The sequence below is a fragment of the Micromonospora sp. GCM10011542 genome (genome assembly GCF_042650685.1).
GTDB lineage: Bacteria > Actinomycetota > Actinomycetes > Mycobacteriales > Micromonosporaceae > Micromonospora.
In genome coordinates this window covers 12,450-29,353 of sequence record NZ_JBHSBO010000044.1, presented here as the reverse complement: position 1 = coordinate 29,353, position 16,904 = coordinate 12,450, and the positions used below count along the sequence as shown (strand labels likewise).

The following is a 16,904-nucleotide window of genomic DNA, read 5'->3' as shown; positions in this document are numbered from 1 at the left end:
TGGTTCAGTCATAGATCGCCTCCACCAGCCACTGCCCGGCCTCGACGGCGAGCAGCAGGGCGGTGCCGTCGGCCAGGCCGACCTGGAACCGGGCCCGGCGCCGGGCCTCGGCCGGGGCCCACCAGCGCTCGTCCACCGGCCACGGCCCGGCCCAGCCGACGATCTCCGCCGGCGGGCCGGTGCCGACCACCAGCCGCGCGGGCGGGGCGCTCACCGCCAGCCGCGCGCTGATCACCACCGGCTCGCCGGCGGCGTCGTGCACGGTCGCCGCGAGCGGGCTGGGCAGCACCACGGCCGGCGCGGGCGGCGGCAGCCGACCGGGCCACGGAGGCGCGTCGGGTCGGGTGGGGAGCCGTTCGTCGCCCCACGGCACCAGGCGCACCTGGTCGGCCGGGGAGCGCCCGCCGCCGAGCACCGCGGTCACCACCGCCTCCGGGCCGAGGATGCCCTGCACCCGGCTCAACGCCCGGTGCGCCCGCTCCCGCTCCTCGCCGGTCTCTCCCCACAGGCCGGGTTGCAGGCCAGCCTGGGCGAGCACCCCGTCGGGGACCAGCCGCAGCCGGATGATGCCGGCCGTCGGCCGGGCCGGTCGGGCCCCGGCCCGGCCGTTGCTGCCGGAGAGCCAGCCGTCGAGCTGCCAGCGCACCCGGTCGGCGATGGCCGCCGCGGTGAGCAGCCCGTCGTGCCGCCAGACCCGGTGCAGCTCCTGCCCGTGCGCGGTGACCGCCTCGATGCCGAGCCGGGTGCAGGCCAGCCCGTGCCCGGCGAGCCGGTCGTGCAACTGCTCGGCCAGCGCCCGGGCGGCGAACGCGGCCGCGTCGACCCGGTCGACCGGCTCGTCGTACTCGGCCGTCACCGTCAGGTCGGCCGGGGGCTGCCGCACGGCGAGCGGGCGGTGGTCCCGGCCGCCGGCGAGCCGGTGGGCCAGCGCGCCGTCGAACCCGAACCGGGCCAGCACGTCACCGGCCGGCAGCGCGGCGAAGCCACCGAGCGTGCGAACCCCCAGCCGGCGCAGCAGGTCGGCCAGGGCCGGGCGGCCGAGCGCCTCCACCGGCAGGCCGGCGAGGAACTCCGGCGTGCCGCCGGGTGCTACGACCCGCCCCGCGCGGGCGGCCAGCGTCGCGGCGAACACCCCGTCGGCGATGCCGACCTGACTCTCCACCGCGCACGCCTGGGCGACCTGCTCGATGATCCGCTCGGCGGCGGCCTCCTCGCCGCCGAGGTAGCGGCTCGGCCCCCGGGCGGCCACCGCGCAGGCTCCAGGGCGGACCACCTCGACCCCGGCGACCAGTTCCTCCACCGCGGAGACCACCGGTTCGAACGCCCGGGCGTCCCGGCCGGGGTCGTACTCCACGACGGTGAGCTGGGGGCAGCGCCCCTGCGCCTCCCGCTTGCGCAGCCCCCGGCGCACCCCGTCGGCGCGGGCCCGCTCGGAGCAGGCCACCACCCGGTTGGCGTGCAGCACGGCGACCGGGCCGGTGGCCGGCACCCCGTCGGCGATCTCGGCGGCGAGCACCGGCCAGTCCGGGCACCAGAGCAGCAGGGTCCGCACCGGCGCGTCGGTCACGCCGGACCGACCAGGGTGAGCGTGCCGCGGCGGTCGGCGTCGGCGGGGGCAGCCGCACCGGCCGGTGCTGCCGGGCGGGGTCGGGCGGTGACGGCCGGGGCCGGGCGGCCCACGGTACGGGGGATGACCCGGGTCAGCTCGTCACCGGGAAGCCAGACCTTGATCTCCTTGGGGCGGGCGGCCGCCCCGCGCCCGCGCGCCGAGACGGTGATCTCCCGCCGGCGCAGCCGGCCCCGGCCGGGGCCGAGGCCCTCCCAGACCCCGCGGACCACCTGCAACGTCACGTCCGCGCCGTCCCACCGGCCGTACGGGACGAGGACGCTGCCGCGCTGCCGGGCCCGGGCCGCCAGCCGGGTGGCCACCGAGGCGGAGACCGCGGCCGGCACGGCGGTGACCACCACGTCCACCCCGTCGATCAGCGCGGCGACGACGGTGGCCCACTCGGGGCCGGGGTTGGGCACCAGGGCCAGCCGGTCCAGGGCGATGCCCAGCTCGGCGGCCGCGCCGGCACCGAACGTCGGCACCCCGACCACGGCGCACCACGAGCCGGCCCGGGACGCCTCGGCGAGCAGCGCCAGCACCAGGGAGGTGCCGCCGCTGCGCCGGGGTTGGCCGGTGGCGACCGCGATGGTGCTGCCGCGCCGCAGCCCCCGGTTGGGCAGGAGGCCGGTCAGCTCGGGCGTCACCGGCAGCACCCGGTGGCCGCCGGCCGGATCGGGTGCACTCGCGGGACGCACCAGATCGGCCAGTGCGGCGGAACCGACCACCATGCGGCCCGCCATCGGACCAACCCCCCGTCGTTGCTGTGGATCAGATCAGGACCGCGCCGTGGCGCCGGCCGCCCGGCTCCCCCCGCCGGGCGGCCGGCGTCACGGCGGGGTCACGCGGCGAGGCCGTCGAGGGCCGGCTGGTGGACCACGCCGAGCGCGGTCTCCACCACCGAGACGAACTGTTCGGCCGCGCGGAGCAGGTCGTCGGCCTCCCGGGCGCTGACTACCCGGGGGATGCCGGCCTCGGCGGCGGCCCGTTTGCCGGCGCCGGCGGCGAAGAACCGGGACCACTCGTCCAGCTCGGGGGCGACGACGGAGAGCAGGACCCAGACGCTGGTGACCCGGTTGCGCCGGCCGGGGGCGGGCCGGGCGCGGGCGGCGAGCAGGGCGGCCGCCGCGCGCAACGCCGACAGGTGGGCGGCCGCGTAGCGCAGACCGTCGGGGCGGGTCTGGCCGGCCTCGGCCAGCCCGAGCCGGGCCAACGCGAGAAGCTGGGCGGGGGTGCGGTGCGGCAGCACGTGCGCCGGCACCATCGGTGCCTGAGCCGGATTGGTCGGCATGGGCTGTCTCCTCCACGTGGCCGGGGCACCGGTCGGCGGAACGGGTCCGCCGGCGTGACGCCGGGGTCGGTTGGTGCGGAGGAAGACGCACCGGTGTGGGGCCGGCCGGGTGTGGATGCTTCCCCACACCACACCCGGCCGGCGAACCGGCGGGTTCGTCGCCCGCCGCCCGGGGGTCGTGGGCGGCGAGCGACGATCCTGCCTGACGGGGCCGGGCTCGCGACTGCCCAGCGCCCGGTGCGGTCCGCGCGAAACCGCACCTCCCGGGGCTGGTGCCGCGAAACACCTGCCTCCGGATGTTGGAACGGGCGTACGACTCAATCGAACACTCGTTCTAACTGCCCTGACAGTACACCCTGCCTCTGACGAAAATGCAACGCGTGGCACTCCGGGATCTCATCGATCGATCGCCGGATAGTCGGGCAGGTCGAGATCGGTGGCCAGCGACCGGGTGCCGCGCACCAGCATGGCCTGGACCGGCCGGGTTGCCAGCAGCCGGTTGCGCAGCCACAGCCCCCGGGCGGTGGCCGGCGCGAGGAAGGGGCCGGGGCTGGCTCCGCGCTGCCAGCGCATCGCGTAGCGGCGCAACCGGTCGGAGTACGCGGGGAAGGCGACCCGGTGGTCACCACCGGCCGCGGCCAACTCGCCGGCGAGCACGTACGCGCCGACGATGCCGGTGCCGACCCCCATCCCGCCGAGGGTGACCCCCCAGGCCGCGTCGCCGAGCAGGGCGGTGCGGCCGGTGTGCCAGCGCGGCACCCGCACCTTGCTGATCGAGTCGAAGTACAGCTCCGGGGCGTCGCGCAGGCCGGCCAGCAGGTGTGGCACGTGCCAGCGCAGGCCGGTGAACGCGGCTTCGATGATCTTCTTCTGCTGGTCGAGGTCGTACCAGTCGCCCTCCGGGTCGGGCGCGGTGAAGACGACGAAGGCGCCGGCCCGGCCCGGGTCACGCTGGTCGGCGGCGACGCTGGCCATCCGTCCGGGGACGTTGTACTGCTGCGGTACGGCGCCCACCCCCAGTTCGTTGGGCAGGTCCCAGCCGGCCAACTGGTAACCGAGGTGCCGCAGGTAGCTCGACTCCGGGCCGAAGGCCAGCCGGCGGACGCCGGAGTGCAGCCCGTCGGCGCCGATCACCAGGTCGACGGTGCGGGAACCGGCGCGGGCGAGGTCGACGTGTACGCCGTCGGCGGTGTCGTCGAGCGCGGTGACCGAGTCGCCGAACAGGTACTCGGCGCGCTCGGCGCCGTGCCGGTACAGGATCCGGGACAGGTCGCGGCGGTAGACCTCCAGCTCACCCCCGGCGAACTCGGCCGGCAACCGGAAGATCTCCCGCCCGTGCTCGTCCACGCAGCTCATCGCGCCGCCGTGGGTCTGCACCGCGCGCAACTCGTCGAGCACCCCCATCGCGGCCAGCATCCGCAGGTGGGTGGGGCCGCGGAAGTCGACGGCGAAGCCGCTGGTGCGCAGCGCGGGGGCCAACTCGACCACGGTGACCTCGGCGCCGTAGTGGGTGAGCCACCAGGCCAGCGCCGGCCCGGCGACCCCGGCGCCGGAGACGAGGACGCGCAGGCCGCGCAGGGGAAGGGCGTTCGACATGGGCGTGTGCCTCCGAGCCGGGAGAAACTGTGTCCGTTGGATACAGATTACTGTAGACACAGTTGAGCGACGGGAACAAGACAGGGAGTTCCATGGATCCGGCGGACCCCGGCGGCGCGGCCGAGCGCCGGCGCCTCGTCGACCTGCTCTGGGCGGCGCCGTACGCACCCCGGCGCGGACCACGGCCCACCCTCACCCTCCCGGCGATCGCCCGGGCCGGCATCGTCATCGCCGATGCCGACGGGCTCGGCGCGGTGACCATGCAGCGGGTCGCCGAGTCGCTCGACGTGACCAAGATGGCGCTCTACCGGTACGTGCCGGGCAAGGCCGAACTGGTCGCCCTCATGATCGAGATGGGGGTCGGCGCGCCACCCGCGCAACCCGCGAACGGCGGCTGGCGTGACCAGTTGGACGACTGGGCGCGGCGGATGTTCGACCGGTTCCGCCGGCACCCGTGGGCGCTGGCGGCCACCGTCGGTGTCCGGATGATGGGGCCGAACGAGCTGGGCTGGCTGGAACGGGCCATCGCCGCCCTCGACGGCACCGGCCTGGACGGCGGGGAGAAGCTCGACGTCGCGGTGCTGCTGCTCGGGCACGTCCGCAACCTGGCCCAGCAGGTGGCGGCCATCCCCACCGACACCCCGGAGCAGGCCATGGCACCCGGGCTGGCCGACCTGCTGCGGGGACGCGAGGACCGGTTTCCGGCCCTGCTCGCGGCGGCGGCCTCGGCGGCCAGCCACGACAGCCGGGACCAGGCGCTCGACTTCGGACTGTCCCGGATCCTCGACGGGGTGCAGCTGCTGATCACCCAGCGGTCCCGGTCCTGACGGCTGCCGGCCCGTCGCACAGAGGCCGTGGGTCACGGCGTGGCCGGCTGAACCGAGCGCCGGCGTACCGGGAAGAATGGGGGCATGCAGCCACACCCGAACGTACGGGCGGTGCAGGACGCGCTCGCCGACGCCGGAGCGCTCGACGGCGCCGGCCGGCCCAGCGCCGTCCGCCTCCTGCCCGACACCGTGCACACCGCGGCGGCGGCCGCCGAGGCGCTGGGCGTCCAGGTCGGCCAGATCGCCAACTCGCTCATCTTCGAGGCGGACGACGCGCCGCTGCTCGTACTCACCTCCGGTGCGCACCGGGTGGACACCGCCGGCCTCGCCGCGTCCATCGGGGTCACCCGGCTGCGCCGGGCCACCCCGGAGTTCGTCCGGGAGCACACCGGGCAACCCATCGGCGGTGTCGCCCCGCTCGGGCACCCGGCACCGCTGCGCACCCTGGTGGACACCGCACTGGAGGGGTACCCGGAGATCTGGGCGGCCGGCGGCGTACCGCAGGCGGTCTTCCCGACCACCTACGCCGAGCTGCTGCGGGTCACCGCCGGCACCCCCACCGAGGTGGCGTGACCACCACCGGTGAGCTGGTCACCCTGCACGTGTGGCGGACCTCCCGCGGCGCGCTGCCCCGGGCCCTGACCCGGATGGCGCTGGACCCACGCCGGCTGCGGGCCCTGCCCGGGGTCCGGTTCGGCAAGCTGCTGGGCACCGGGACCGGCACCGGCTTCGGGCCGGGTGACGCCGACCTGACCCGGTGGGCGGCGCTGACCGTCTGGGACTCCCCCGCCGCCGCGGCCGGTTTCGACGACTCGCCGGTCGGGCGGGCCTGGGCACGTACCGCCCGCGCCGCCGTCCGGGTCGACCTGCGCCCGCTGAGCAGCCGCGGCGAGTGGTCCGGCCGGCGGCCGTTCGGCGAGCCGGCCGGCGGCCGGGGCACCGGCCCGGTGCTGGCGCTGACCCGCGCCCGACTGCGGGCCCGCCGGGCGGCCACCTTCTGGCGGGCCATCCCCCCGGTGGCCGCCGCCCTGCGCGACGCGCCCGGGCTGCTGGCCCGCTTCGGCGTCGGTGAGGCGCCGCTGGGCTGGCAGGGCACGGTGAGCGTGTGGCGCGACACCGCGGACCTGGTGGCGTTCGCGTACCGTCACCCGGAGCATCGGGCGGCGATCATGCGAACCCCCGCCGAGGGGTGGTACGCCGAGGAGCTCTTCGCGCGGTTCGAGGTACGCGACGTGGTCGGCGACCGGGCGGTGCTCGGTTGGGTCGACGATCCGGGAACGGGAAAGGGTGTACGGGCATGAGGTTGGTGCGCTGGACGCCGGACGACCTCGTCCGGCGGCTGGACGACGTGGTGGCCGTCTACGGCGAGGCGATGGGGTACCGCACCGACCTGCTGGAGGCCCGACGCGGCTACATCGCCACCCACGTACGCCGGCCCGGGTTCCGGGCGGTGGCCAGCCTGACCAACGATGGTCGCCTCGCCGGCTTCGGCTACGGCTACCAGGGCGGGCCCGGCCAGTGGTGGCACGACCAGGTGCACCGGGCACTGGACGCCCCGGCCCGGCAGCGCTGGCTGACGGACTGCTTCGAGGTGGTCGAGCTGCACGTCCGGCCGCCGGCGCAGGGGCACGGCCTGGGCGCCGGTCAACTGCGCGCGCTGCTCACCATGGCCGAGGGCGGCACCACGCTGCTGTCCACCCCCGAGGCCGACGAGCAGACCTCGCGCGCCTGGCGGCTGTACCGGCGGTTCGGCTTCGTAGACGTACTGCGCGACTTCCACTTCCCGGGCGATGAACGGCCGTTCGGCGTGCTCGGCCGGGACCTGCCGCTCGAGCCCCCGGCGTCATGACCCGGCGGCGGATCTCCTGGGCGCTGCTGGCCGTCCTGGTGCTGGCGCAGATCTGCTACCCACTCACCAGCGGTGCCACCCGGGCCGGGCTCACCGTGGCCACCGTCGTGCTCGGCTGGCTGCTCTCGGTCGGCCACGCCCTGCTCAGCCGGGGCCCGCGGGCCGCCGCGGCGCTGGTCGCGGTGGCCACCGGCGGCGGGTTCGCCATCGAGGCGATCGGAGTGGCCACCGGCATCCCGTTCGGCAGCTACGACTACTCCGGGGAGCTCGGCCCCAAGCTGGCCGGGGTGCCGCTGATCATCCCGCTGGCCTGGACCTGGATGGCCTGGCCGGCGTGGCTGGCGGCGGTCCGGCTCACCGGCGGCACCGCCGCAACCGCCGGCGGCACCTCGCCGCACGGCAGCACCGCCGCAACCGCCGGCCGGTGGGCCCGCCGGGTCGCGCTCGCCGCGCTGGGCCTGGCCACCTGGGACCTCTTCCTCGACCCGCAGATGGTGGCCGAGGGCTACTGGGTCTGGCGGGACGCCACTCCGGCCCTGCCGGGCCTGCCCGGCATCCCGGTCAGCAACTACCTGGGCTGGTTGCTCTTCGCGGTGCTGCTGATGAGCGCGCTACGCCCGCTGGCCGGCCCGGCCGTCGACCGCAGCGACGAGCGCGACGACCCGATGGTCGCGCTCTACCTGTGGACGTACGCCTCCAGCATCCTGGCCCACGCGGTCTTCCTGCACCTGCCCGCGTCGGCGCTCTGGGGCGCGGCCGGCATGTCGGTGGCCGCCGTGCCGCTCGCGGTGAGCGTGCTGCGCGCCCGCCGGCACGACGCCGTCCGGCCGGAGGCCCACCGGCCGCATCCTGCCGGCGTCGACGCGACCCGATGAGCGTCCTGCTCGCCCTGCTGCTCGCCGTCGCCGCGCTCACCGGGCACACCTGGGTCAACGCCACCCGCTGGCTGCGCCGGCCCACCGCGCACCCGGTGGAGCTGACCGAGCCGGTCGCCGTGCTGCTGCCGCTGCGCGACGAGGCCAACCGGGTCACCCCGTGCCTGCGCGCCCTGCTCGCCCAGCGCGGCGTGCCGGGGCTGCGCATCGTGGTGCTCGACGACGGGTCCACCGACGGCACGGCCGAGGTGGTCCGCGCCGTGGCCGGCGACGACTCACGGGTCACCCTGCTCACCGGTGTGGCACCACCACCGGGCTGGCTGGGCAAGCCGCACGCCTGCTGGCAGTTGGCCACCCGGGCCGACCCGGCGGCCACCGCGCTGGTCTTCGTCGACGCCGACGTGGTGCTCGCCCCGCACGCCGTGGCGGCGGCGGTCACCGAGCTGCGCGTCGCCGGCGCGACACTGCTCTCGCCGTACCCCCGGATCCTCGTGGCGACGGCGGCCGACCGGCTGGTGCAGCCGCTGTTGCAGTGGCTCTGGCTGACCTTCCTGCCGCTGCGCGCGATGGAACGCTCGCCGTGGCCGTCACTGGCCGCCGCCGGCGGGCAGTTCCTGGTGCTGGACCGGGCCGGCTACACCGCCGCCGGCGGGCACGCCGCGGTGGCCGAGAAGATCCTGGAGGACGTCGAGCTGGCCCGGGCGGTCAAGCGTGCCGGCGGCCGGATCGCCCTCGCGGACGGCTCGCGGCTGGCGGGCTGCCGGATGTACGACGACTGGCCGCAGCTGCGCGACGGGTACACCAAGTCGCTCTGGGCTTCGTTCGGGCACCCGGGGGCGGCGGCCGTGGTGGTGACGCTGCTGCTGCTGCTCTACACCGCCCCGCCGCTGGTCGCGGTCGGTGCCCTGCTCGCCGGCGCGCCGGGGGTGGCCGCCGTGGCGCTGGCCGGCTACCTGCTGGGGGTGGCCGGGCGGGTGCTGACCGCCCGGGCGACCGGCGGTCGGTGGTGGCCCGACGCGCTGGCACACCCCGTGTCGGTCGTGGTCCTCGGTTGGCTGACCCTGCGGTCGTACCATCTGCGGAAGCGGCGCCGTCTGACCTGGCGGGGCCGCCCGGTCAGCTAGGAGGACGCGGCATGGCGCGGATCGTGGTCGTCGGCGCTGGGGTTGGTGGCCTGGCCACCGCTGCCCGGTTGGCCGCCACCGGGCACGAGGTGACCGTCTTCGAGGCCGCCGACACGGTCGGTGGCAAGCTCGGCCGGTACGCACACGAAACCCCGGCCGGGTCGTTCCACTTCGACACCGGGCCGAGCCTGCTCACCCTGCCCGCGGTCTTCCACGACCTGTTCGAGGCGACCGGGGCCAAGCTCGACGAGTACCTGGACCTGGCGCCGCTGGACCCGATCGTCCGGCACGTCTTCCCCGACGGCACGGCACTGGACTCCTGCGCCGACCCGGTCGAGTTCACCGCCCGGATCGGCGCGGCCCTCGGCGACCGGGCGGCGGCCGACTGGCAGCGCCTGTGGCGCCGCGCCGAGCGGGTGTGGAACGCCTCCTCGCGGGACATCCTGCGCCGCGCCGTCGGTTCCCCCCGCGACCTCGCCTCGCTGGCCTGGCGGGTGCGCGACCTGGCCGCCATCGCGCCCGGTGCGAGCCTGCGCGGGCTGGGCCGCCGGCACCTGTCCGACCCTCGGCTGCGGATGCTGCTGGACCGCTACGCCACGTACACCGGCGCCGACCCGCGCCGGGCGCCGGCCGCGCTGGTCGCGGTCCCCTACGCGGAGCTGGCCTTCGGCGGCTGGTACCTGCGCGGCGGGCTGGGCACCCTCGCCGACGCGCTGCTGTCGCGCTGCCTGGAACTCGGGGTGGTGGTGCGGACCGGCGCCACCGTGACCCGGATCGACGCCGCCGGCGGCCGGGTGCACGGGGTACGCCTGGCCGGCGTCGCCGCGCCGGTGCCCGCCGACGTGGTGGTGGCCAACGTGGACGCGCTGACCGTCTACCGGGACCTGCTGCCGCACCCGCGCCGCCTGGCCGGGCTGACCGACCGCAGCCTGGCCGGTTTCGTGCTGCTGCTGGGCGTCACCGGCAGCACCGGGCTGGCCCACCACAACGTCTTCTTCCCCCGCGACTACAACGCCGAGTTCGACGCGGTCTTCGGCGACCCGGGTCGCGGGGTACGGGCCCGGCCGGCCGCCGACCCCACCGTCTTCGTCACCGTGGCCGACGACCCGATGGCCCGCCCGGCCGGGCACGAGGCGTGGTTCGTGCTGGTCAACGCCGCCCGGCAGGGCACCGCCGCGGGCGCGGTGGACTGGCGCCGCCCGGGGCTGGCCGACGCGTACGCCGACCGGATCCTGGAGGTGCTGGCGCAGCGCGGCGTCGACGTACGGGACCGGCTGCTGTTCCGCGAGGTCCGCACCCCCGCCGACCTGGACGCGGCGACCGGCGCTCCGGGCGGCTCGATCTACGGCACCGCCGGCGGGCTGCTCCGCCCGGCCAACCGGGGCCCGGCGCACGGGCTGTGGCTGGTGGGTGGCTCCAGCCACCCGGGCGGCGGGCTGCCGATGGTGACCCTCTCCGCGCAGATCGTCGCCGACGAGATCGGCCCGGCCTGGTAGGTGTAAGGAAGGGCCCCTTGTTAACGCCTGCGGTAGAGAAGGGTCCCCTTCTCACGGCGCCGCAGCGCAGCGGGGCAGCGGGGCAGCGGCGCAGCGACTCGTGGTCAGCCGGCGTCGAGCAGGGCGCGGCGGACGGTGGAGAGCAACTGCCCCAGGCCGAAGGCGGCCAGCAGCACCCACACCGCCGTCGCCATCGTGATGGTGCCCGCCGCCAGGTCCGGCTCGATCAGCCCGGCCAGCCCCGCGACCAGCAGCCCCACCAGCGCCACCGAGACCCGGGTGGGACGTTCGCCGACGGTCACCGCGCCGATCTCCCGCATGCCGGCGGAGACCGCCCGGGCCCGCACGTACTCGTGCAGCCAGGACAGCGCGCCGGCCGCGACGACCAGCGCGCCCGGCGCGCCGACCAGCCAGAAGGCCAGCAGCCAGGCCACCTCACCCAGCCGGTCGGCGAGCGAGTCGTAGACGTAGCCGAGCCGGGTGGTGCGGCGGGTCGCCACCGCCACCGCACCGTCCACGCTGTCCGCCACGGAGGCCAGCAGCACGAACAGCGCGCCGAGGAAGGGCCCGTCCGACTCGCGGATGGCCAGCAGCGGTACGCAGAAGCAGAGCAGCACGCCGGCCGCCGTCACCGCGGTGGGGGTCACCCGCAGCCGACCCAGCACGTACCCCACGTGGTACGCGAACCGCAGCCAGGCGCGTACCACCGGGGCGGCGGTGCGGGGGTCGAAACCGCCGTGCAGCCGCGCCCACGCCGTGGCGTACTCGTCCCAGTTCAGCTGTGTGCCCACCACGGCTCAACCGTCGTGTCGGGGATCAGGTGTCGCGTGGCGTGCGTTCACACCTGCGCGCCGGCCTTGAGGTTCTGCCAGACCTCGCGGGTCGCGGTGGACCGGTTGAGGGTAATGAAGTGGATCCCCGGCACGCCCTCGTCCAGCAGCCGCCGGCACATCTCGCTGGCCTGCTCGATGCCGAGCCGGCGCACCGCCTCTGGGTCGTCGGCGACCCGGTCGAAGCGCTCCGCCAGGGCGGGCGGGAAGGGCGCGCCGGAGAGCTGCACGGACCGCTCGATGGTGCCGATCTGGGTCACCGGCATCACCCCGGCAAGGATCGGGGTGTCGCAGCCGGCGGCGGCCACCCGGTCGCGCAGCCGCAGGTAGTCGTCGGCGTCGAAGAACATCTGGGTGATCGCGAACTCGGCGCCGGCCCGGCACTTGCGCACGAAGTGCGCGGTGTCGCTGGCGACGTCGGGCGAACGGGGATGCTTGTACGGGAACGCCGCCACGCCCACGCTGAAGTCACCGGCGTCGCGGACCAGCCGGACCAGGTCCTCGGCGTACCCGACGCCCTCGGGGTGGCGGACCCACTCCCCGCCCGGGTTGCCCGGCGGGTCGCCCCGCACCGCCAGCACGTTGCGCACGCCCACTCCGGCGAGCCGGCCGATCACGTGCCGCAGCTCGGCGATGGAGTGGTTGACCGCGGTGAGGTGGGCCATCGGCAGCAGGGTGGTGTCGGTGGCGATCCGCTCGGTCACCGCCACCGTGGTGTCGCGGGTCGACCCGCCGGCGCCGTAGGTGATCGACACGAACGACGGGCGCAGCGACTCCAGCTCACGGATCGCCTGCCAGAGCAGCCGCTCCCCCGCCTCGGTCTTGGGCGGGAAGAACTCGAACGAGAACGTCGGCTGCCGGTCACGGATCAGCTCCCCGATCGCCGGCTGCGGATTGGGAAGGACGGAGGGAAGACCGAGCGCCACGTCCCGACTCTAGCGGGCGGCGTCCGCCCCACCCAGACGCTTCCCACGCCCATCGCCGGGCCGGGAGGAGCGTCGTACCCCCGAGGTAGGAATGGTTGGTGCGGGAGGGGCGGCGGGGTCGGCTCCAGGGGTGCCCGCGGGGGTCAGCAACCGACCGGTGGCGATCGGTTCCGCCCAGCCGGCGGGCAGGTCGCCGCCCCACCGACGCCCCGTTCGGAGGACCGATGACCCCGCCCGCACCGTCACACCCGCAATCGCTCGGGGCGCTGCTCGCCCAGCATCGGCTCGCCCTCGGCTGGAGCCAGCAGCGCACCGCCGCCGAGTTGTGCGTCGCCTCCGGCGTACCGACGCTGAGCAGGCACGAGGTGTCGCGGTGGGAACGGCAACGACGCGTACCGGGTGGCTTCTGGCTGGGCTGGCTCTCCGTGGTGCTGGACGTGCCGCTGGTGGTGCTCGCCGAGGCCGCCGCGCGTACCCGGCGGGCCGGCTCGGCGACGCTCGGCGGCCCGGGCCGGGCCACGGTCGCCGCGACGCGGCCGGCCGGGCGCCCGGGTGCGGGCCGCGGCGGGGCGCGTGCCGGCTCGACTGTGCGTGGCGGTGGAGCGCGGGGCGCGGCGACCGGCTAGCGTCGTGGCGTGACCCACGCTGCTCCCGTGTCTCCCGTCGACCGCGCCGGCCTGCGGCAGCGGGTCGACAAGGCCCTCACCGAGTTCCTGGCCAACCAGCGGGCCCGACTGACCGCCGTGGACGACGCCCTGGTCCCGGTGGCGGAGGCGATCGAGGCGTTCGTGCTGGGCGGCGGCAAGCGGCTGCGACCGGCGTTCGCGTACTGGGGTTTCCGGGGGGCCGGCGGGGTCGACGGCGACCAGGTGCTCACCGCCCTGGCGGCGCTGGAGTTCGTCCAGGCCAGCGCCTTGATCCACGACGACCTGATGGACCGCTCCGACACCCGGCGCGGCGAGCCGGCGGTGCACCGGCGGTTCGCGGCCCGGCACCGGGAGGCCGGCTGGGGCGGCGACCCGGACGGGTTCGGTGACGCCGCGGCGATCCTGCTCGGCGACCTGTGCCTGGTCTGGTCCGACGAGCTGCTGCACTCCGCCGGTCTGGACCCGCGGGCGGTGGCCCGGGCCCGGCCGGTCTTCGACGAGATGCGCACCGAGGTCACCGTCGGGCAGTACCTCGACGTGCTGACCCAGGTGACCAGGGACACCTCGGTGGAACGGGCCAGCAAGGTGGCCCGGTACAAGTCGGCGAAGTACACGGTCGAGCGGCCGCTGCTGCTCGGCGCCGCACTGGCCGACGCGTCGGCCGACGTGCGGACGGCCTACTCGGCGTACGGGCTGCCGCTGGGCGAGGCGTTCCAGCTCCGCGACGACGTGCTGGGCGTCTTCGGCGACCCGGCGCAGACCGGCAAGCCGGCCGGCGACGACCTGCGCGAGGGCAAGCGCACCTACCTGGTGGCGGCGGCCGTGGAGACGACCGACGACGCCGGTCGGGAGCTGCTGCTCGGCCGGCTCGGCGACCCCGAGCTGGACGAGGCCGGGGTGGCGCGGCTGCGCGAGCTGATCACCGCGAGCGGGGCGCTGGCCCGTACCGAGCAGCGGATCGTGACGCTGACCGACACGGCGCTCGCCGCGCTGACCACCGTCGACCTGGACACCGAGGCCCGCCAGGCCCTGGTCGACCTGGCCATAGCCGCCACCCGCCGCGCCGACTGACTCCCGACCCGCCCGTCGACCATGAAGTTGTCCGTCACGACACCGCCGGCGCGGGGCGCAACAACTCCATGATCAACGGTGCGGTGGCCCGTGCGGGAGTACCCCGCTGGCGGGCAGCCGAGGTTGGTCAGAAGCCGAGGGCCTGGGCGCGGCGTTTGACCTCGCGGGCATGGTCGCCGGAGAGGGCGGCGGCCGGGGTGCCGCCGAGCAGGGTGTCGTCCGGCTCGTAGAGCCAGCGCAGCGCCGCCTCGTCGTCGTAGCCGGCGTCGGCCAGCAGGTTGAGCACGCCGGGCAGGTGCTTCTGCACGACCTCGTTGGCGACCAGGTCCGCGGGCACCCGGCGGACGCCGTCGCGGCGGACCGCCAGCAGCTCCCGGTCGCGGATCATCTGGTGCACCTTGCTGATCGACACGTCGAGACGTTCGGCGACGTCGGGCAGGCTGAGCCAGCCGGCCGGGTCGGCGGGGCCGGCGAGCTCGGGGCCGGGCACGGCCTGGTCGGAGGGTACGGAATCGGTCACCCGATCACCCTGCCACGCCGCCACCGGGACGGGCCAACGGCACCCCGGACATGGGCCCGGCGACAGCGCCGCGAGAGCGGTCCACCGCCCGGTCGGGCACCCCGACCGGGCGGACGGCCTTCGGCGAACGTGCTGGTGGAGAGCCGTTCGGAGCAGCGTGGGAGCCCCGTCGGGGTGGCCGCTCACGCCGCGGGACGGACGGTGTCCGACCCCGGCTGTAGCATCCTGTTCCACCTTCACCTCTTGGACACATAGACTCCCTGCCGATGGACACACAGGTCGCCGACACGTTGCTGGGCTCGCTGATCGACGGGCGCTACCGCATTCGCGGTCGCGTGGCCCGTGGCGGCATGGCGACCGTGTACACCGCCACCGACGAACGCCTCGAGCGCACCGTCGCTGTCAAAATCATTCACCCGACCCAGGCGCCCGAGGCCCGTGCCCGGATCGCCAACTTCGTAGCGCGGTTCACCGATGAGGCGAAGACCATCGCCCGGCTCACCCACCCGAACGTGGTGGCGGTCTACGACCAGGGCACCCACGCCGGTCTGCCCTACCTGGTGATGGAGTACGTCCGCGGCCGCACGCTGCGCGACGTGCTGGCCGAGCGGCGCCGGCTCAACCCGGACGAGGCGCTGGCCATCGCCGAGCAGATGCTCGCCGCGATCGCCGCGGCCCACCGGGCCGGCCTGGTGCACCGCGACGTCAAGCCGGAGAACGTGCTGGTCGCCGAGGCGCCCACCGGTGGTGTCGCCAATCTGGTCGACAGCGTCGTCAAGGTCGCCGACTTCGGGCTGGCCCGGGCGGTCGAGGCGAGCGCCGACGAGGAGCAGGGCAACCAGCTGATGGCGACCGTGGCGTACGTCGCCCCGGAGCTGGTCACCGAGGGCCGGTCCGACCCGCGCACCGACGTCTACTCGGCCGGCATCGTGCTGTTCGAGATGCTGACCGGCCGCGTGCCCTACGACGGGGACCGGCCGGTCGACGTCGCGTGGCAGCACGTGGACCGCGACGTACCGGCGCCCTCGACGCTGGTCCCCGGCCTGCCGTCGGTCCTGGACGAGGTGGTCGGCCGGGCCACCCGGCGCGATCCCGGCGCCCGCCCGGCCGACGCCGGCGCGCTGCTGGCCGAGGTGCAGGCGGCCCGGGACGACATCGGCGACGTCAACAGCCGCACGGCGGTGCTGCGCCGGGTCACCGACGAGCCGATGTCCCAGCCGACGATGATGGTGGCCGCGGTGCAGCCGGCCCATCGTCCCGCCTGGGCCCGACTGCCCGAGGGTGGTCAGGGGCCGGGCCGGCGGCGGGCGGCGCCGGAGCCGACCGAGGACCTGTGGTCCCGGCTCGGCGCGCTGCGGACCCGGGTGCTGGGCGACCCGCGGGGGCGGCGGGCCATCGCCGCCGCGGTGGTGGTGCTCGGCCTGCTGGCCGCCGTCGGCGGCTGGTGGCTCGGGGTGGGCCGCTACACGGTCGCCCCGCAGCTGGTCAGCCTGACCAAGGCCGACGCGCAGGCGCAGGCCGACCGCGCCGGGCTGACCCTGAAGTTCGCCGAGCCGCGCTTCGACGAGAAGGCCCCGAAGGACAGCGTGCTGGGCCAGGACCCGGCGTCGGCCACCCGCATCGCCAAAGGCGGCACGATCACCCTGACCCTCTCCCTCGGCCCGGAGCGCTTCCCGGTGCCGGACGTGGTCGGCAAGGAGTACGAACTGGCGGAGGCCGACCTGGTCAACGCGGAGCTCGTGGTGGTCAAGGGCGCCGCCCGGTACGACGACAGCCTGCCCGCCGGGGTCGTGCTGGACACCAACCCCAAGGTGGGCGCCGAGGTCAAACCGGGCACGAAGGTCACCCTGACCATGAGCAAGGGCAGGGCGCCGGTGTCCGTGCCGAACCTGGTGGGCAAGAACCTCGGCGAGGCCCGCACCGCCCTGGCCCAGCTGGGTCTCGTGCCGGTGGAGACGTACAAGGACTCCGACAAGCCCAAGGACGAGATCCTCGGGCAGAGCCCGGCCGACGGCACCGGCGTGGAGAAGGGCGCCCAGGTCAAGCTGGAGGTCAGCAAGGGCCCGCCGCTGGTGGTCGTACCCCGGGTGGTCGACCTGCCCTGCCCGCAGGCCAAGCAGGTACTGGAGAGCCAGGGCTTCCCGGTGGCGATCCAGTTCAACCCGAACGCCATCGTCCGGTTCCAGAACCCGGGCGAGAACTCCCAGGTGCCTCCGGGCACCCAGGTCACCATCGGGTGTCTCTGA

17 protein-coding genes are annotated in these 16,904 nt (G+C 75.7%); 10 read left to right on the top strand and 7 right to left on the bottom strand.

From position 1 onward, the window contains the following. Positions 1 to 4: 4 nt before the first annotated feature. The 4 genes from ACFOW4_RS16410 to ACFOW4_RS16395 form a co-directional block, all read right to left on the bottom strand. Entirely contained in the window at positions 5 to 1,567 is a 1,563-nt protein-coding gene (locus tag ACFOW4_RS16410; RefSeq protein ID WP_377528548.1) for a DNA polymerase Y family protein, read from the bottom strand. Beyond that, positions 1,564 to 2,349, bottom strand: coding sequence for a hypothetical protein (locus ACFOW4_RS16405; RefSeq protein WP_377528546.1), 786 nt, complete (start codon positions 2,347 to 2,349; stop codon positions 1,564 to 1,566). The genes ACFOW4_RS16410 and ACFOW4_RS16405 overlap by 4 nt, the downstream gene beginning before the upstream one ends. A 98-nt stretch (positions 2,350 to 2,447) precedes the next feature. Then, positions 2,448 to 2,897, bottom strand: a complete 450-nt coding sequence (locus ACFOW4_RS16400; protein WP_377528544.1) for an SAV_6107 family HEPN domain-containing protein — start codon at positions 2,895 to 2,897, stop codon at positions 2,448 to 2,450. A 396-nt stretch (positions 2,898 to 3,293) separates the two neighbouring features. Continuing rightward, a complete protein-coding gene (locus tag ACFOW4_RS16395) occupies positions 3,294 to 4,493 on the bottom strand; it encodes an FAD-dependent monooxygenase (RefSeq protein WP_377528542.1) in 1,200 nt (399 codons plus the stop codon). 92 nt (positions 4,494 to 4,585) lie between these two features. Here ACFOW4_RS16395 and ACFOW4_RS16390 point away from each other — a divergent pair, with 92 nt between their 5' ends. The 7 genes from ACFOW4_RS16390 (at position 4,586) to ACFOW4_RS16360 (ending at position 10,664) form a co-directional block, all read left to right on the top strand. Further along, positions 4,586 to 5,320 carry a TetR/AcrR family transcriptional regulator gene (locus ACFOW4_RS16390; RefSeq protein ID WP_377528540.1) on the top strand — a complete coding sequence of 245 codons (735 nt, stop codon included), beginning with the start codon at positions 4,586 to 4,588 and terminating at the stop codon, positions 5,318 to 5,320. Between the two features lie 84 nt (positions 5,321 to 5,404). Then, positions 5,405 to 5,893: a YbaK/EbsC family protein gene (locus tag ACFOW4_RS16385; protein WP_377528538.1), complete on the top strand. Its 489-nt coding sequence runs from the start codon at positions 5,405 to 5,407 to the stop codon at positions 5,891 to 5,893. Continuing rightward, entirely contained in the window at positions 5,890 to 6,621 is a 732-nt protein-coding gene (locus ACFOW4_RS16380; RefSeq protein ID WP_377528536.1) for a monooxygenase, read from the top strand. Before ACFOW4_RS16385 ends, ACFOW4_RS16380 begins: the two co-directional genes overlap by 4 nt. Continuing rightward, the gene (locus ACFOW4_RS16375) at positions 6,618 to 7,169 is read left to right on the top strand and encodes a GNAT family N-acetyltransferase (protein ID WP_377528534.1); all 552 of its coding nucleotides are present in this window, start codon (positions 6,618 to 6,620) and stop codon (positions 7,167 to 7,169) included. Before ACFOW4_RS16380 ends, ACFOW4_RS16375 begins: the two co-directional genes overlap by 4 nt. After that, complete coding sequence (locus ACFOW4_RS16370; RefSeq protein ID WP_377528532.1) at positions 7,166 to 8,044, top strand: carotenoid biosynthesis protein; 879 nt, start codon at positions 7,166 to 7,168, stop codon at positions 8,042 to 8,044. Before ACFOW4_RS16375 ends, ACFOW4_RS16370 begins: the two co-directional genes overlap by 4 nt. Beyond that, positions 8,041 to 9,168, top strand: coding sequence for a glycosyltransferase (locus ACFOW4_RS16365; RefSeq protein WP_377528530.1), 1,128 nt, complete (start codon positions 8,041 to 8,043; stop codon positions 9,166 to 9,168). Before ACFOW4_RS16370 ends, ACFOW4_RS16365 begins: the two co-directional genes overlap by 4 nt. A gap of 11 nt (positions 9,169 to 9,179) precedes the next feature. Next, a complete protein-coding gene (locus ACFOW4_RS16360) occupies positions 9,180 to 10,664 on the top strand; it encodes a phytoene desaturase family protein (protein ID WP_377528528.1) in 1,485 nt (494 codons plus the stop codon). 104 nt (positions 10,665 to 10,768) lie between these two features. Here the strand turns inward: ACFOW4_RS16360 and ACFOW4_RS16355 are convergent, their stop codons facing one another. Both ACFOW4_RS16355 and metF read right to left on the bottom strand, forming a co-directional pair. Then, positions 10,769 to 11,458 carry a CDP-alcohol phosphatidyltransferase family protein gene (locus ACFOW4_RS16355; RefSeq protein WP_377528526.1) on the bottom strand — a complete coding sequence of 230 codons (690 nt, stop codon included), beginning with the start codon at positions 11,456 to 11,458 and terminating at the stop codon, positions 10,769 to 10,771. A gap of 44 nt (positions 11,459 to 11,502) precedes the next feature. Continuing rightward, positions 11,503 to 12,420, bottom strand: coding sequence for a methylenetetrahydrofolate reductase [NAD(P)H] (gene metF / locus ACFOW4_RS16350; RefSeq protein ID WP_377528524.1), 918 nt, complete (start codon positions 12,418 to 12,420; stop codon positions 11,503 to 11,505). A 224-nt stretch (positions 12,421 to 12,644) separates the two neighbouring features. Between metF and ACFOW4_RS16345 the strand changes: the two genes are divergently transcribed. Together ACFOW4_RS16345 and ACFOW4_RS16340 are read left to right on the top strand one after the other, a co-directional pair. Next, positions 12,645 to 13,046 carry a multiprotein-bridging factor 1 family protein gene (locus tag ACFOW4_RS16345; RefSeq protein ID WP_377528522.1) on the top strand — a complete coding sequence of 134 codons (402 nt, stop codon included), beginning with the start codon at positions 12,645 to 12,647 and terminating at the stop codon, positions 13,044 to 13,046. 9 nt (positions 13,047 to 13,055) lie between these two features. After that, positions 13,056 to 14,138, top strand: coding sequence for a polyprenyl synthetase family protein (locus ACFOW4_RS16340; protein ID WP_377528520.1), 1,083 nt, complete (start codon positions 13,056 to 13,058; stop codon positions 14,136 to 14,138). Positions 14,139 to 14,265: 127 nt separating this feature from the next. On the opposite strand, the gene ACFOW4_RS16335 is transcribed toward ACFOW4_RS16340, so the two are convergent. Then, entirely contained in the window at positions 14,266 to 14,658 is a 393-nt protein-coding gene (locus ACFOW4_RS16335; RefSeq protein ID WP_377528518.1) for an Rv2175c family DNA-binding protein, read from the bottom strand. Positions 14,659 to 14,924: 266 nt separating this feature from the next. Between ACFOW4_RS16335 and pknB the strand changes: the two genes are divergently transcribed. Continuing rightward, on the top strand, positions 14,925 to 16,904 hold the full coding sequence (pknB, locus tag ACFOW4_RS16330) for a Stk1 family PASTA domain-containing Ser/Thr kinase (RefSeq protein ID WP_377528516.1): 1,980 nt from the start codon (positions 14,925 to 14,927) through the stop codon (positions 16,902 to 16,904).

Excerpts from the sequence above, each read along its gene's own strand:
- ACFOW4_RS16405 (WP_377528546.1), bottom strand. The coding sequence starts at position 2,349 with ATGGCGGGCCGCATGGTGGTCGGTTCCGCCGCACTGGCCGATCTGGTG.
- ACFOW4_RS16400 (WP_377528544.1), bottom strand. The coding sequence starts at position 2,897 with ATGCCGACCAATCCGGCTCAGGCACCGATGGTGCCGGCGCACGTGCTG.
- ACFOW4_RS16395 (WP_377528542.1), bottom strand. The coding sequence starts at position 4,493 with ATGTCGAACGCCCTTCCCCTGCGCGGCCTGCGCGTCCTCGTCTCCGGC.
- ACFOW4_RS16390 (WP_377528540.1), top strand. The coding sequence starts at position 4,586 with ATGGATCCGGCGGACCCCGGCGGCGCGGCCGAGCGCCGGCGCCTCGTC.
- ACFOW4_RS16385 (WP_377528538.1), top strand. The coding sequence starts at position 5,405 with ATGCAGCCACACCCGAACGTACGGGCGGTGCAGGACGCGCTCGCCGAC.
- ACFOW4_RS16375 (WP_377528534.1), top strand. The coding sequence starts at position 6,618 with ATGAGGTTGGTGCGCTGGACGCCGGACGACCTCGTCCGGCGGCTGGAC.
- ACFOW4_RS16370 (WP_377528532.1), top strand. The coding sequence starts at position 7,166 with ATGACCCGGCGGCGGATCTCCTGGGCGCTGCTGGCCGTCCTGGTGCTG.
- ACFOW4_RS16365 (WP_377528530.1), top strand. The coding sequence starts at position 8,041 with ATGAGCGTCCTGCTCGCCCTGCTGCTCGCCGTCGCCGCGCTCACCGGG.
- ACFOW4_RS16360 (WP_377528528.1), top strand. The coding sequence starts at position 9,180 with ATGGCGCGGATCGTGGTCGTCGGCGCTGGGGTTGGTGGCCTGGCCACC.
- ACFOW4_RS16345 (WP_377528522.1), top strand. The coding sequence starts at position 12,645 with ATGACCCCGCCCGCACCGTCACACCCGCAATCGCTCGGGGCGCTGCTC.
- pknB (WP_377528516.1), top strand. The coding sequence starts at position 14,925 with ATGGACACACAGGTCGCCGACACGTTGCTGGGCTCGCTGATCGACGGG.